General features: G+C 62.5%; 11 protein-coding genes. 4 read left to right on the top strand and 7 right to left on the bottom strand.

Going from position 1 to position 14,250, the window contains the following annotated elements; translation table 11 throughout:
• Nucleotides 1-182 precede the first annotated feature (182 nt).
• The 3 genes from rho (at nucleotide 183) to DYI22_RS15355 (ending at nucleotide 4,141) form a co-directional block, all read left to right on the top strand.
• The gene (gene rho / locus DYI22_RS15365) at nucleotides 183-1,445 is read left to right on the top strand and encodes a transcription termination factor Rho (RefSeq protein WP_213478962.1); all 1,263 of its coding nucleotides are present in this window, start codon (nucleotides 183-185) and stop codon (nucleotides 1,443-1,445) included.
• A gap of 202 nt (nucleotides 1,446-1,647) precedes the next feature.
• Nucleotides 1,648-3,135 carry a 4-hydroxy-3-polyprenylbenzoate decarboxylase gene (gene ubiD, locus DYI22_RS15360; protein WP_213478961.1) on the top strand — a complete coding sequence of 496 codons (1,488 nt, stop codon included), beginning with the start codon at nucleotides 1,648-1,650 and terminating at the stop codon, nucleotides 3,133-3,135.
• 13 nt (nucleotides 3,136-3,148) lie between these two features.
• Complete coding sequence (locus DYI22_RS15355; RefSeq protein ID WP_213478960.1) at nucleotides 3,149-4,141, top strand: 2Fe-2S iron-sulfur cluster-binding protein; 993 nt, start codon at nucleotides 3,149-3,151, stop codon at nucleotides 4,139-4,141.
• 10 nt (nucleotides 4,142-4,151) lie between these two features.
• Here the strand turns inward: DYI22_RS15355 and DYI22_RS15350 are convergent, their stop codons facing one another.
• The 6 genes from DYI22_RS15350 to DYI22_RS15325 form a co-directional block, all read right to left on the bottom strand.
• A complete protein-coding gene (locus DYI22_RS15350) occupies nucleotides 4,152-5,390 on the bottom strand; it encodes a heme biosynthesis HemY N-terminal domain-containing protein (RefSeq protein ID WP_213478959.1) in 1,239 nt (412 codons plus the stop codon).
• Complete coding sequence (locus DYI22_RS15345; protein ID WP_213478958.1) at nucleotides 5,387-6,520, bottom strand: uroporphyrinogen-III C-methyltransferase; 1,134 nt, start codon at nucleotides 6,518-6,520, stop codon at nucleotides 5,387-5,389. Before DYI22_RS15345 ends, DYI22_RS15350 begins: the two co-directional genes overlap by 4 nt.
• 2 nt (nucleotides 6,521-6,522) lie before the next feature.
• Nucleotides 6,523-7,335, bottom strand: a complete 813-nt coding sequence (locus DYI22_RS15340) for a uroporphyrinogen-III synthase (protein WP_213478957.1) — start codon at nucleotides 7,333-7,335, stop codon at nucleotides 6,523-6,525.
• On the bottom strand, nucleotides 7,316-8,257 hold the full coding sequence (gene hemC / locus DYI22_RS15335) for a hydroxymethylbilane synthase (RefSeq protein ID WP_213478956.1): 942 nt from the start codon (nucleotides 8,255-8,257) through the stop codon (nucleotides 7,316-7,318). Before hemC ends, DYI22_RS15340 begins: the two co-directional genes overlap by 20 nt.
• Nucleotides 8,258-8,359: 102 nt before the next feature.
• Nucleotides 8,360-9,121, bottom strand: a complete 762-nt coding sequence (locus tag DYI22_RS15330) for a LytR/AlgR family response regulator transcription factor (protein WP_213478955.1) — start codon at nucleotides 9,119-9,121, stop codon at nucleotides 8,360-8,362.
• Nucleotides 9,118-10,191 carry a sensor histidine kinase gene (locus tag DYI22_RS15325; RefSeq protein WP_213478954.1) on the bottom strand — a complete coding sequence of 358 codons (1,074 nt, stop codon included), beginning with the start codon at nucleotides 10,189-10,191 and terminating at the stop codon, nucleotides 9,118-9,120. The genes DYI22_RS15330 and DYI22_RS15325 overlap by 4 nt, the downstream gene beginning before the upstream one ends.
• Nucleotides 10,192-10,309: 118 nt before the next feature.
• Between DYI22_RS15325 and argH the strand changes: the two genes are divergently transcribed.
• The gene (gene argH / locus DYI22_RS15320) at nucleotides 10,310-11,728 is read left to right on the top strand and encodes an argininosuccinate lyase (RefSeq protein WP_213478953.1); all 1,419 of its coding nucleotides are present in this window, start codon (nucleotides 10,310-10,312) and stop codon (nucleotides 11,726-11,728) included.
• Between the two features lie 19 nt (nucleotides 11,729-11,747).
• On the opposite strand, the gene DYI22_RS15315 is transcribed toward argH, so the two are convergent.
• A complete protein-coding gene (locus tag DYI22_RS15315) occupies nucleotides 11,748-14,192 on the bottom strand; it encodes an EAL domain-containing protein (protein ID WP_213478952.1) in 2,445 nt (814 codons plus the stop codon).
• Nucleotides 14,193-14,250 lie beyond the last annotated feature (58 nt).

Here is a 14,250-nt window from a genome sequence, read left to right as displayed (position 1 = left end):
CCAAGTGCCCGGCGAACGGTTGTTCTTCCTGTCTCTGGCTTCAGTACTTTTCCGGCTCTCTTCACTTACCGGTTGCTCCATCTGGCCAGCACCAAGTTCAGCTAATACCCGATCAATCCGTTCAAGGGCATTCCTGTCATTCCAATATTCGTTTACTTCCATTCCTGACAATCTAACAACCTATGAACCTTACTGAACTCAAGCAGAAATCCGTGCCCGAATTGCTCGATATTGCGCAAGAGATGGGCCTTGATAACCTGGCTCGTTCGCGCAAGCAGGATGTTATCTTCACCATTCTGAAGAAACATGCCAAAAGCGGCGAAGACATCTACGGTGATGGCGTACTGGAAATTCTGCAGGACGGTTTCGGTTTCCTCCGTTCCGCCGATGCTTCATACCTTGCCGGCCCTGACGATATCTACGTGTCGCCTAGCCAGATTCGTCGTTTCAACCTGCGAACCGGTGACACGGTGGCGGGCAAGATCCGCCCACCCAAAGACGGCGAGCGTTACTTTGCCCTGCTGAAAGTTAATGAGATTAACTTCGACAAGCCGGACAACGCCCGCAACAAGATTCTGTTCGAAAACCTGACGCCGCTGTTCCCGGACGAGCGCCTGATGCTCGAAGCCGGTAACGGCAGCACCGAGGACCTTTCCTCGCGGGTGCTCGATCTGGTGGCGCCCATCGGCAAGGGGCAGCGTGGTCTGATCGTGTCTCCGCCCAAGGCCGGTAAGACGCTGCTGATGCAGAGCATCGCCCAGTCCATTACCCGTAACAATCCGGAATGCCACGTCATGGTACTGCTCATCGACGAGCGTCCGGAAGAAGTGACGGAAATGCAACGCACCGTGCGCGGCGAAGTCATCGCCTCCACCTTCGACGAGCCGCCGGCCCGTCACGTTCAGGTGGCCGAGATGGTGATCGAAAAGGCCAAGCGTCTGGTCGAGCACAAGAAAGACGTGGTGATCCTGCTGGATTCCATCACTCGTCTGGCCCGCGCCTACAACACGGTGATTCCGTCTTCCGGCAAGGTGCTGACCGGTGGTGTGGACGCCCACGCCCTGGAGAAACCCAAGCGCTTCTTCGGTGCTGCCCGGAATGTGGAAGAGGGCGGTAGCCTGACCATCCTGGCAACCGCACTGGTGAACACCGGGTCCAAGATGGACGAGGTCATCTACGAGGAGTTCAAGGGTACCGGCAACATGGAGATCCATCTGGATCGCAAGATTGCCGAGAAGCGTACCTACCCGGCCATCAACATCCGCAGCTCCGGCACCCGCCGCGAGGACCTGCTGATGACCGAGGCAGACATCCAGCGGGTGTGGATCCTGCGCAAGCTGCTGCACTCCATGGACGACGACACCGCCGCCATCGAGTTCCTGCTGGATAAGCTGAAAGAAACCAAGACCAACGACGAATTCTTCCAGTCCATGAAGCGTCGTTGATTTCAGGCACAGGTGAGGCGCCGGAATGCGGTGCCGTAACCTGAAGTCTGAAGAATGAGGTGTGGGGCAGGGGTTCCAAAACGTTCAGGGAAACCACGTTTCCCGTTTTGGGGCCCCTGCCCCACATCTCGTTCCGCCCCGGGCTAAAAGTCCAGTGCCGTCCCATCTCCGTAGTACCGGAAGCGCAAAAACGGAGCACCGAATGAAATACAACGATCTGCGAGACTTTATCGATCAGCTGGAAAAGCTGGGCGAGCTCAAGCGTATTTCCGTCGAAGTCGACCCGCACCTGGAAATGACCGAGATCTGCGACCGCACGTTGCGGGCAGGCGGTCCGGCGTTGTTGTTCGAGAATCCCAAAGGCTACGACATGCCGGTACTGGCCAACCTGTTTGGCACGCCGAAACGGGTGGCCATGGGCATGGGGCAGGAGGATGTGACCGCGCTGCGGGACATTGGCAAGCTGCTGGCCTTTCTGAAGGAACCGGATCCCCCCAAGGGTTTCAAAGACGCCATCGAAAAGCTGCCCCTGTTCCGCCAGGTTATGCGCATGAGCCCCAAGGTGTTGCGTTCGGCGCCCTGTCAGGACGTGGTGATCGATAAAGACCAGGTGGATCTGTACCAGATTCCGGTGCAGCACTGCTGGCCCGGGGACGCCGGTCCGCTGGTGACCTGGCCGTTGGTGATCACCCGCGGGCCGAACAAGGAGCGGCAGAATCTGGGCATTTACCGTCAGCAGGTGATTGGCCGGAACCGGCTGATCATGCGCTGGCTCAGTCACCGTGGCGGCGCGCTGGACTTTCAGGAGTTCAGGAAGGCCAATCCGGGGCAGCCCTACCCGGTGGCGGTTGCCCTCGGCGCCGATCCGGCCACCATTCTTGGTGCGGTAACGCCGGTGCCGGACACCCTCTCGGAATACGCCTTTGCCGGCCTGTTACGGGGCGGCCGCACCGAACTGGTCAAATGTGGTCTCAGTGATCTGCAGGTTCCGGCCAGTGCCGAGATTGTGCTGGAAGGGTTCATCTACCCGGACGACGTGGCGCCGGAAGGACCGTTCGGGGATCACACCGGGTACTACAACGAAGTGGATGAGTTCCCGGTGTTTACCGTCGAGCGCATAACCCATCGCAAGGACCCGATCTATCACAGCACCTACACCGGCCGCCCGCCCGATGAGCCGGCCATTCTCGGTGTGGCGCTCAACGAGGTGTTCATCCCGATTCTGCAGAAGCAGTTTCCGGAGATCGTGGATTTCTACCTGCCCCCGGAAGGCTGCTCCTATCGCCTTGCAGTGGTGACCATGAAGAAACAGTACCCGGGCCATGCCAAGCGGGTGATGATGGGGGTATGGTCCTTCCTGCGTCAGTTCATGTACACCAAGTTCGTGATTGTCACCGACGATGACGTCAACGCCCGGGACTGGCAGGACGTGATCTGGGCGATGACCACCCGTATGGACCCGGCGCGGGATACCACTCTGGTGGAGAGCACGCCGATTGATTACCTGGATTTTGCCTCGCCGGTGTCCGGTCTGGGCTCGAAAATGGGGATGGATGCTACCAACAAATGGCCGGGCGAAACCGACCGGGAATGGGGCACGCCCATCGCCATGACCGAGGACGTCAAACAGCGGGTGGACGAGCTCTGGGATAGCCTGGGGATTGAAACATCGCCCCGTCGCCCCGAGTAACAGGAACACTGATGTGCATCGGGTAACCCTGAAACCCTCCGGGCTGACATTTTCCGTTCGCCCGGACCAGGACCTGCTCGACGCCGCGGCCCAAGCGGGCATTGCCGTGCCCGCCGCCTGCCGCAATGGGGTGTGCGAAATCTGCGAGGCTCGCCTGCTGGCCGGCCACGCGCTGAACACCCGCAACCAACAGACGATGACGGTTCCCGAGCGCCTGATGCTGTGCAGAAGCCTGGCGCTCGAGGACCTGCAACTGGAGATAAACGCCGTTATGGCAGCAGGAACCAATCAGCCTCGTGAATACCGGGCCAGGGTGGTGGACGTTCGCTCCATCAGCCACGACGTGTATCGGGTCGAGCTTCAACTGCCCCGTCGACGGGAGTTGTCCTTTCATGCCGGTCAGTATCTGTCGGTGAATCTCCCGGATGCCGATCCCTGCTACTTTTCCATTGCCAGTAGCCCGACCGAATCGAGCATTGAACTGCATATCCAGGCCGCACCGGACTGGGTCTCGGCGCAAAAGGTGATTGAGGCGCTGACCTCGGGTAGCGAGGTCACGGTTGAGCTTCCCCACGGCAAGGCCTGCCTGGCCGCTGCGCCGGAAAAGCCGATGTTGCTGGTGGCCGCCGGTACCGGTTTCGCGCAGATGAAAAGCCTGGTGGATTACCTGAGAACAACGGGCTATCAAGAGCCGGTCAAGCTGTTCTGGGGAGTGCGGCGCCACGAAGACATGTACCTGCGCTCGCTGGCGCAGCAATGGCAGCAGGATTGGCCACCGTTCACCTTCTTACCGGTGGTTGGCGACGACGAGGACAATGACTGGGCCGGGCATCACGACCAGCTGGTACGGGCGGTGCTGGCCTCGGGGGTGGACTGGAAGCATGTTGAAGTGCATGCCAGCGGCTCGCCCACCATGGTGTACACCCTGATGGACGCCCTGATCGACGCGGGCTTGCCGGAAACGGCGTTTTTCTCCGACGTGCTGGAGTACGCCCCGAGAACCTGAAGGCCTGCTATCAGGCCTTCGGCATGGGCAGGTCCGGCAGCTCGCTGTCTTTCACGAAGCCCTGCATCAGCAGCTTCACGCTGGTCTCGCCTTCGCCCATGTGGGCGTTCAGCCGGCTCAGCTCGGCCAGGGTTTCGCGGCTGCGACGCAGGCGCAGACTGGTTTCGAAGTATTCCCTCGCCTTGCCCCACAGCTCATTTCTCAGACTCAATCGGCCCAGCGCCAGCAGCAGCTCGGCGTTGTTGGGGCGATCCTTCAGCCATTGTTCGGCGATCAGCAGCTGCTCGTCCGGTTTGTGGCCCTTCAGGCGACCGTAAAGGTTGATCAGTTCGTCGCTCCAGTGATTGCGCAGCACCTTGCGCAGCAGCGTTTCTGCCTGGGCCTCATCACCCAGGGCCGCGAGCAGGCGGGCGTACTCGCGGATGGTGTGTTCGTCCCGGCGCAGTACCCCGGGTAATTCGTCCCACAGGCGGGTCAGCGGCTCGAGGGAGGCCGAATCGCTGCCGGTCTGCCGACGGCAGTCTTCTGCGGCCCGTTGCAGCAGGTTCTGCCACACCGTGCGTTCCAGATTCTCGGTTTCATCGCCAGTCAGCAGGTTGCGCTTGCGCATTTCCGGCAGCAGTTTCGACAGTTCGCGCCAGTCCTCCAGCCGCAGGTAGGTGTTTTTCAGCAGCTTGAGTACGAATGGGTGGTGGGGGGCCTGCTTGCGCAGGCGAACCAGCGTGGCCAGGGCCTGTTCCAGGCGGTTTCCGGCCAGTTGCAACTGGGCCTGGGTGATGCCCACGGCCATGTCGGAGCCGGGGGTGCTGTCGAACGCCTGCCGCAGCAGTTTGTCGACGGCGTCGTGATCGCCGGATTCGAACGCGGCCTGGGCGGCTGCCAGGTAGTTGATCAGTGGCGTGTCGGCGTGCCCGGCGGACGATGTCAGCAGCTTGCGTGCACGGGGCCAGTTGCCCTCGGCCAATGCCAGCAGGCCCTGGGTGGTGCGGCGGCGGGCACGGCGCTCGCTGCCGCGGGCAATCCAGCTGGTCATGACCCCGGTACCATGGCGCAGCCGCCGCACCAGATTGATCACCAGCACCGACAGCACCACAGTGGCCAGCAGCAGTGCCAGTCCCACCCAGAAATTGGTCTCGATCAGGTAATGGCCCAGGCTGATGCGGATGTAGCCGAGGTCATACTGCAGGCCCATGGACAGGCCGGTACCGATCAGCAGGGCGACAAGAAGAATCAGCAGCAGGCGGATCATGAGGCGTTCTCCTCATCGCCGCTGTCTTCCCCGTCTGCACTGTTGTCACCATTGCCGGTCGCCCGGCGGCCCTCGAGCCGGGCCTTGAGCAGTTCCAGCGACCGACTGATCTCGGGCAGCTGCGGGTCGATGTTGCGGCCCTGTAGCTCGTCCAGCGTCTGTGTCAGTGCGGCTACCTGCGGGTTGGTGTCGTCGTACCAGTCATTGATGGCGTTGTCTGCCTTGGTCAACGCGCGCTCGTACAGCTCCTGATGTCCGCGCAGCACCGCCATTTCTGCCTCTTCGAGCATCAATTGCAGGTTCAGGCGGGCGTAGGCGCTCTGATCCGGGGAAAGGAGGGGTTTGACCGGCTCATCAAGGCGGCGCACCACCACCACATCCGCCAGGGTGTTCTTTACCCGTGACCAGCCCTGGCTCAGCAGGCCGGGCTCGCCTCCGGCTTCGTCGCCCAGGGCCTCATCGGCGCGGGTGACAAAGCCCGGTGCCCGCTCATGGACCAGAGCGTCATCGGTCAGCCGGTTGACGCTGTCGATGGCAGCTTCCAATGTCAGGTAGAGACCGGTGCGGTCTACATCGGCTATGCCCTTGAGCGCCAGAATCTCTTTCGCCAGCTGCTGGCGCACCGGGTAGACACCGATATCGTCGGACTCCTCCAGTACGTCATCGCCCGCTTCCAGTGCCGCGAGCGCGCCGCGAATGTCTTTCTCGATCAGCAGTCGCTGGTTGGCCACCCGCAGCAGATATTCGGCCTCGGCCAGCAGCCAGTCGGTACGGGTTCGGTTACCGGCTTCCAGCAGCTCGCGGGCGTTGTGATCGATCTGCCGTTGCTGGGTTGCAATCAGTTCGCGCTGGTCGGCGAGCTTGCTTTCCAGTGCCCGGAGCCGTTCGCTTTGCTCGCTGCCACTGTCGCCGTACATCCGGTCGAGTCGTGACACGTCCTCGCGGGTATCGGCCAGCGCCTGCTGCAGCGCCTGCTGATTGTTCCACTGCTGCCAGTTCCACAGAGCCAGGGCCACAAGGAGCGCGATGGTGAGCAGGGTAAGCAACCAGAGGGGCCAGATTCTGCGGCGACCAGACTGATCCTTGGCGACGGGGGCGGGCAGTTGCGTATTTGATTCAGTCACAGGCATCCTTACTTTGTGTTTTGGGCGCTACCGTTCCGGTGGTGCAGCTCCTGTGCAACGGTAGCCACAATGTCGGTATCCGCCAGGCTTTCTGGAATGCAGGTCTGTGTCAGCCCCGCCTGATGCGCCTGTTCGGCCACCCGGCTGGCGGGGACGACCAGTAATGATTTATCAGGATTATGGCCGCTATTCTTACTCAGTGCGATGAAATTGTTCAATGTTTCCCCTGACAAGATGACGACGGCGTCCGGTTGGAAGCTTAGCAGAGCCTCGCGGATCGTGGCCGGATCGTGCTCGGGCTGGCGGCGGCGGTACAGGGGAAGAAGCGTGACGGCGGCGCCGCGATCGGTCAGGGTCTGGTGAATCAGTTCGCGGCCATCCTCGCCCCTGACCAGCAACACCTTCTCATGGGTGAGCGTTTGCAGGGAAGGCAATGCCAGCAGCGCTTCGCTGGTCCAGCCCTGGGCGGGCTTGCTGGGGCTGAGGCCGTGGCCGGCCAGCACTGCCGCAGTTCCGCCGCCAACTCCATACCAGCGTATGCCCATGGGCAGCTGGGGCCACCAGTTGTCCGCCAGCGCCAGAAACAGGGAGGCGGCGTAGGGACTGACGGCAATGACATGGGCGTAGAGATCGAGATCCTGGATCACGCTGCGGGTGACTGCGGTTTCCGGCAGGGGTTCCCGTTCGATCAGCGGCAGCACCCGTACCGTCGCCCCCGCCTGACGAAAAGCGCCGGCCAGGCGGGAAGCCTCCGGTTCCGGCCGGCAGATCAGTATGCGCCGACCGGCCAGGCTGGGGCGATCAGGTCGGGAGGTGACCATAGATCTCCGCCAGCACCTTGTCAGCCCCCATCGCCAGCAGGTCTTCGGCCAGCTCGCGGCCCAGGCGTTCGCCTTCCTCGCGCGGCGCGCGACCTTCAACCCGGAAGATTTGGGTGCCGTCCACGGCGCCGACCAGCCCCCGCAGCCAGACGGTGTCGTTGTCTTCCAAGAGCGCGTAGGCAGCAATGGGAACCTGGCAGCCACCCTGGAGGCGGCGGTTGAGGGCGCGTTCGGCTTTCACGCGGTCGGCGCTGTCACGGTGATTCAGCGGCGCCAGCATGGCCTGCAGTTCGGTGTCGTTCAGGCGGCATTCAATGCCGAGGGCACCCTGGCCGACGGCGGGCAGCGACAGGGAATCCGGCAGGCAATAGCGGATCCGCTCATGGAACCCGAGGCGTTTCAGTCCGGAGCTGGCCAGCACGATTGCCTCGTACTCACCGGCGTCAAGCTTGGCCAGGCGGGTATTGACGTTGCCCCGCAGCACGCGAATTTCAAGATCCGGGCGATAGGCCCGCAGCTGGGCCTCGCGCCGAAGGCTGGCGGTTCCGACCACGGCGCCCTGGGGCAGGGCATCAACGGTGTCGTAGTGATTACTGACGAACGCGTCGGTAGGATCTTCCCGTTCACAGATGGCCACCAGACCAAGGCCCTCAGGGAACTCCATGGGCACATCCTTCATTGAATGCACCGCCAGGTCGGCGCGGCCATCGAGCATGGCTTCTTCCAACTCTTTCACGAACAAACCCTTGCCGCCAATCTTGGCGAGAGGGACATCGAGAATCTTGTCGCCCTGGGTCTTGATCTTGACCAGTTCCACGGTGATGTTGTCGTGCAGCCGTTCCAGCTCGGATTTGATGAATTCGGCCTGCCACAGCGCCAGGGCACTGCTGCGGGTCGCTATACGAAGGGTTCGTTCTGACATGGTTGTGCCTTGCCAATGTGAAAAAATGTCCGCCAAGGGTACCCTGAAGGCGGGTAAAAGTCCCGTGGCCGCCGGCCGGCGGGCATAGTCGCGGCGCGGCGTTTAACCGGGCTGGTGTTCCTGCAGCCATTGTTTCACCGCACTGGTGTGGCGACGGCTTACCGGCAGCTGCCCGCGCCCGTCGCGCAGCTCCACGAAACTGTGGCCGCTGGCGTCACGAATCAGCGCCCGGACGAAGCCCACGCCCACCAGGGTATGGCGGTGAATGCGCAGCAACGCCTGCGGATGGCTGTTTTCCAGCTCCTTCAGGGTGTAATCCGACACGGTTTCACCACGGGTATGGTGAATGGTGACGTACTTCTGGTCGGCTTCGCAGTAGAGGATTGCCCCGATGTCGATCAGCTCGGTACCACGATGGGATCGGATGGCCAGTTGGCCGCTGCTGTCGGCGCCGGAGGATGCCATGGCCTGTTGCTGTACCCGGTTGACCTGAGCGGTGCGATTGAGCGCCTCGGCCAGCGCCTCGCGCCGTACCGGCTTGAGCAGGTAGGACGCCGCCCGCACTTCGAAGGCCTTGATGGCGTAATGGTCGTACGCGGTACAGAAGATCACTGCCGGCGGGTTGTCGAGCTCGGCGATGGCGGCTGCGGCGTCCATGCCATCCATGCCTGGCATGCGGATGTCCAGCAGGACGATGTCGGGCCCGAGGTCCGCCACCTGGCGCAGGGCGCTGTCACCGTCAGCGGCTTCACCGCAGACCCGGTAACCGGGAATGTCTTCGATCAGTCGGCGGATGCGATCCCGCGCCAGCGGCTCGTCGTCAGCGATCAGCACTTTGCGTGTTGCAGGGGTGGTCAGGGTCATGGGGATTCTGCCGTTTTCTTGGTGGCGGTTTCCTGTAACTGGTCGGCGCTCTGGCGCGGCAAGCGCAGCGTGACCGTGTAGACGTCATTCTGGTGGCTGTGTTTAAGCACCGCCTGCTCGCCGAACAGCGCCAGCAGCCGCGACTGGATGTTCGCCAGTGCCATGCGGTTGCCGTCGTGGCTGCTGATGGCCTGCTCAGGCCGCGGGTTCTGAACCATGACGTAGACGAACGAACCACGGCAACTGGCATCCAGTTTGACCGTGCCGCCCTCCGGCCGTGGCTGAATACCGTGGTAGATGGCGTTCTCCAGCAGTGGCTGTAGCGTCAGCGGCGGGATGCCTTGCCTGTCGAGGCCCGGCGCCACCTGCCATTCCAGCTTCAGGCGCTCGCCAAGGCGCAGTGCTTCGATGTCGAGGTAGCGCCGGCACAGGTCGAGTTCATCTTTCAGTGGGATCAGCCGGTCGCCGGCACGCAGGCTGGCGCGGAACAGTTCCGACAGGTCAAGCACCGCGTCTTCAGCCCGTTCCGGGTTGACCGCGATCAGGCTGGCAATGGTGTTCATACTGTTGAACAGAAAGTGCGGATGGATTCTGGCCTGCAGGGCGGTCAGCCGCGCCTGCATTTCCGCTTCCCGTTGCTGTTGCCACTGGTATTGAAGATAGAAATACCGCAGTACCATCAGCGCGATCAGCAGGGCCAGCAGCAGTTTCTTTGCGATTGCCTGCCAGTCGGGCATGCCGCGCTGTGGGTGCAGCACGCTGTCGGCAAACAGGCTGAAGGCCAGTACGTCCAGCACTACGATGGTGAGCATTGCCAGGGTGGCGCGTGGGGTGGTCAGTCGGGCCAGCCGACTGCGCAGCAGGCAAATCAGCGCGGCGCTGGTGAGTACGGTCCACTGCACGAACAGCGACAGCAGCCCGAAGTAGTTCCAGTCGATCCAGCCGCCTTCGGCCTGCACGATGGACAGCACCAGTACCATCAGTTCGCTGGTGACCAACAGCAGGAACACGGAGCGCACACGACACAGGTCCGGTACGTAAAAGTCGTTGGTTTTCTCGGTTGCTGCCATTACATCGGGATCCTGAACCGGGAGCACAACAGGACGCGCGGCAATGTTATAATCCCGCGATCATCCATTTACTCACTCCCGCAAAATAATGCCGGGCTGTCAGCAGGAAAGATAGACCATGACGGATCAGAAAAAGCCTGACCAGAGCACAACCCCCGACAAACACTCCGAAAAGCCCTGGGGTGGTCGCTTCAGTGAGCCGACCGACGCCTTTGTCGAACGCTTCACCGCCTCCGTGGGTTTTGACCAGCGCCTCTACCACCACGACATCACCGGCTCCATCGCCCACGCCACCATGTTGGCGGAAGTCGGCGTGCTGACGGCGGACGAGCGAGACAGCATCCTCGAAGGGTTGCAGGCGGTCAAGGCCGATATCGAGGCCGGTACGTTCGAGTGGTCTGTCAGCCTGGAAGACGTGCACATGAACATCGAGGCCCGCCTGACCGACCGCATCGGCATCACCGGCAAGAAGCTTCACACCGGCCGCAGCCGCAACGATCAGGTCGCCACCGACATCCGTCTGTACCTGCGCGACGAGATTGATGTCATCGCCGAGGAGCTGACCCGGCTGAAAGCCGGCCTGCTGGATCTTGCCGAGCGCGAGGCCGATACCATCATGCCGGGTTTTACCCACCTGCAGACGGCCCAGCCGGTGACCTTTGGTCATCATCTGCTGGCCTGGTACGAGATGCTGGTGCGGGATGGCGAGCGCCTGCAGGATTGCCGCAAGCGGGTCAATGTGATGCCGCTGGGCGCCGCGGCGCTGGCCGGCACCACCTACCCCATTGACCGGGCCATGACGGCGCGCTTGCTGGGTTTTGATCGCCCCACCGAGAACTCCCTGGATTCGGTCAGCGACCGGGATTTCGCCATTGAATTCTGCAGCTTCGCGGCGCTGCTGATGACCCATCTGTCGCGCTTCAGCGAGGAGCTGGTGCTGTGGACCTCCGCGCAGTTCGATTTTATTGATCTGCCGGACCGCTTCTGTACCGGTTCGTCCATCATGCCCCAGAAAAAGAACCCGGATGTGCCGGAGCTGGTGCGCGGCAAGACCGGCCGGGTGAATGGGCATCTGATCAGCCTGCTGACCCTGATGAAGAGTCAGCCGCTGGCCTACAACAAGGACAACCAGGAAGACAAGGAACCGCTGTTTGACACCGTGGACACCATCAAGGGGTGTCTCAAGGCGTATGCCGACATGATTCCGGCCATTCGCGCCAAGGCCGACAACATGCGGGTGGCGGCCAAGCGTGGCTTCTCGACGGCAACCGATCTGGCGGACTACCTGGTCAAGAAGGGCGTGGCCTTCCGCGATGCCCACGAAATCGTCGGTAAGGCCGTGGCGTTCGGGGTGGCTGAGAACCGCGATCTGTCGGACATGACCCTGGAGGAGCTGTCGCGGTTCTCGGATGTCATCGGTGAGGATGTGTTCGATGTGCTGACCCTGGAAGGCTCGGTGCAGGCGCGTGATCACCTGGGCGGCACCGCGCCGGACCAGGTTCGTGCCGCCGTTGCGCGGGCTCGCAAGCAGCTCTGACCGCCGGCCGGGCGGGGCGCTAGCCGCCGATCCGCCCGGTGCTCAGCTCGACCGCGGCCGGTTTCAGATCTGTCAGCGGGCGCGGGCGATACAGACGGAATCCCTGACCGTAATGGATACCCAGCGTCCGCACTTTGCGCAACGTATCGTCGCTCTCGATAAACGTCGCCACGGTGGTTTTCCCGGAGGCCTCGGCGATCTTGTGCAGCGCCTCCACCATCACCTGCTGTACCGGGTCATCGTGCAGATTCTGCATCATCTTGCGATCCAGCTTGATAATGTCCACCGGTAGCCTGGCGGCCAGGCTGTAACTCTCCACAGACGCACCGGCGCCGTCCAGCGCCACCCGGCAGCCGATGCGGTGCAATGCATCGCACAGCACGGCGACATCATCCGGGTACTGGGTGGCGTGGGACTCGCGTATCTCCAGGCAGAAACTGTCGGCGGCATAGGGCGAACGGGCCAGCAACGCCTCGAGGAAATCCGCGAAGGTGTCGTCCAGCACGCTGGCCAGTGACAGGTTGAAACCACAGTATTTCAGTCTTGGCTCCAGCAGCGCCTGTCCGTTCAGCCATTGCAGAGTCTGGCGGATAACCTGACGGTCCAGCTGTTTCGCCAGATCGAAACGTTCGGCAACCGGCAGGAACTCGCCGGGCTGCAGGGACGGCAGCTCGGCACTCTCCCCCGGAATTCTGGCCAGGATTTCAATGTGATCGCCCCAGGTAACGCTGGCGACCGGCCGCAGCGCCTGGTATTCGAGAATGAGGCGGTCGTTGTCCAGCGCATCGCGGATCTGCTCCACCAGTTTGCCCGCGCCGCTTTCCTCGAGGGCGCCGGAAAATGCGTGGGCGGCGTGAATGCGGTTGCGCCCGGAGGTTTTTGCGGTGTGGCACAGGTCCGCCGCCTGCCCGAGCAGTTGTTCCGGATCCTCCGGCAGGTGATCGGCCAGTACCAGCAGGCCACCACTGGCGGTGGTTTGCAGTTGTTGGTCCTGCCAGTCGAAGACGAAACTGCCGATCAGTTCGAGCATGTTGTCGGCAATCTTGCGGGCGGTGGGCTCGGGGCAGTTTTCGATCAGCAGCGCAAAGGTATCGCCTGAAAGCCGCGCCAGGGCGTCGCGCTGGCGTACCCGCACCCCCAGGTTGCCGGCCAGTTCACGCAGGTAGCGGTCGCAGGTACCGCTGCCGGCCGCTTCGTTGATGCGATCGAAATCATCCAGGTCGAGATACAGCAGGCTGTCAACGTTGTCTTTGCGACGGGCTGGGTCCATCACGCGGCCCAGGCGCTGCAGGAAGGCCTTGCGGTTCATCAGCCCGGTGACCGGATCGTGGCGGATGCGGTATTCGCTGCTGGCGGTGGTGTTGGTGCGGGCGCTGACGTTGCGGCCGACGTGAACCGCGCCGATCACCTCGCCCTGGGCGTTGGTCAGCCGCTGGTAGTGGAATTCGTACACCGGCAGTTCACGGTTCTGCTGCGCCAGCGGCATCTCGACCACGAAACTGTCCCGTTCAAACGCCCGTTGCCAGAGCCGTTCGATCAGCCGCCGCTCATTGGGAAAGTCCTGCAACATATCAATCAGGCTGGCACCGGTGCGGGGCAGTTGGCCGAAGGTGTGGGTGAACTGGCGGGCGAAGGCCTGATTGAAATGCAGCAGGTTCAGCTGGCGGTCGACCGCCACCACCAGATCGCTGGTGGCGTTGGTGGTGGCGCCCAGCAGGTCCTGGGCCTGCTGGCGGTTCTGCTCCCGCAGCATTTCTCCGGTGTGATCCACCAGGGTGCCGACGAGTTTGCATACGCGGCCGCCTTGTTTGATCGCCCGTCCGCTGATCTGTACCCGCCGGTGCTTCTGCCGGGCGGTCTGCAGATCCAGCATCACCGAGAACGGCTGGCCGGCAAGGAGGCAGCGTCGGAACATGGCGCGCACCCGGTTCTGCCCGCTCTGGCAATAGAACAGAGCCTGCTCCGGGGTGATGTCTGTGCCGGGGCGGAGTTCCAGCAGGGCGTAGAGGCCGTCGGTCCAGGTCAGCTGGTTGGTGCCTACGTCGAGTTCCCAGATCCCGAAGCCGGCGGAGGACTCGGCCAGTCGCAGTAGCTGATGATCGATGGGCGACTTGTCCCGCAGGGCGATGTAGGCACTGGCCGCCTGGTCGGAATCCCGCATGTTCATGCGCAGGCTGAGGCTGGCGGTGAAAAAGAAGCCTTCCTTGTGGCGCAGCGTGATCATGACCGGTTCGCCGCTTTCAATCCGGTGCCGGTTGGCGGTGGCAAACGGGTCATCCTGTCGGGCCGCAAGAATCCGCTGTACGGGCTGGCCTTCGAGTTCGCTGGCGTCGTAGCCGAGCACGGCATTGGCATGGTTGTCGGCGAAGGTGATGGTGCCTTCGTCGTTGATACGGATCAGGGTGCGACGCTCCGCTGACCCGGTGTTGTCAGACCGGTAGCGGCGGATAAAAAATTCTTTCACGACGGATGAGCCTCAGCCAGTGTCTCGCCGGGAGTGTATAAAGTAGTCCCGCTTTTAT

It is taken from the genome of Marinobacter lipolyticus (assembly GCF_018424605.1).
Taxonomy (GTDB): Bacteria; Pseudomonadota; Gammaproteobacteria; order Pseudomonadales; family Oleiphilaceae; genus Marinobacter; species Marinobacter lipolyticus_B.
Note: the sequence above shows the minus strand (reverse complement) of the source record. Positions and strands in the feature narration are given on the sequence as shown.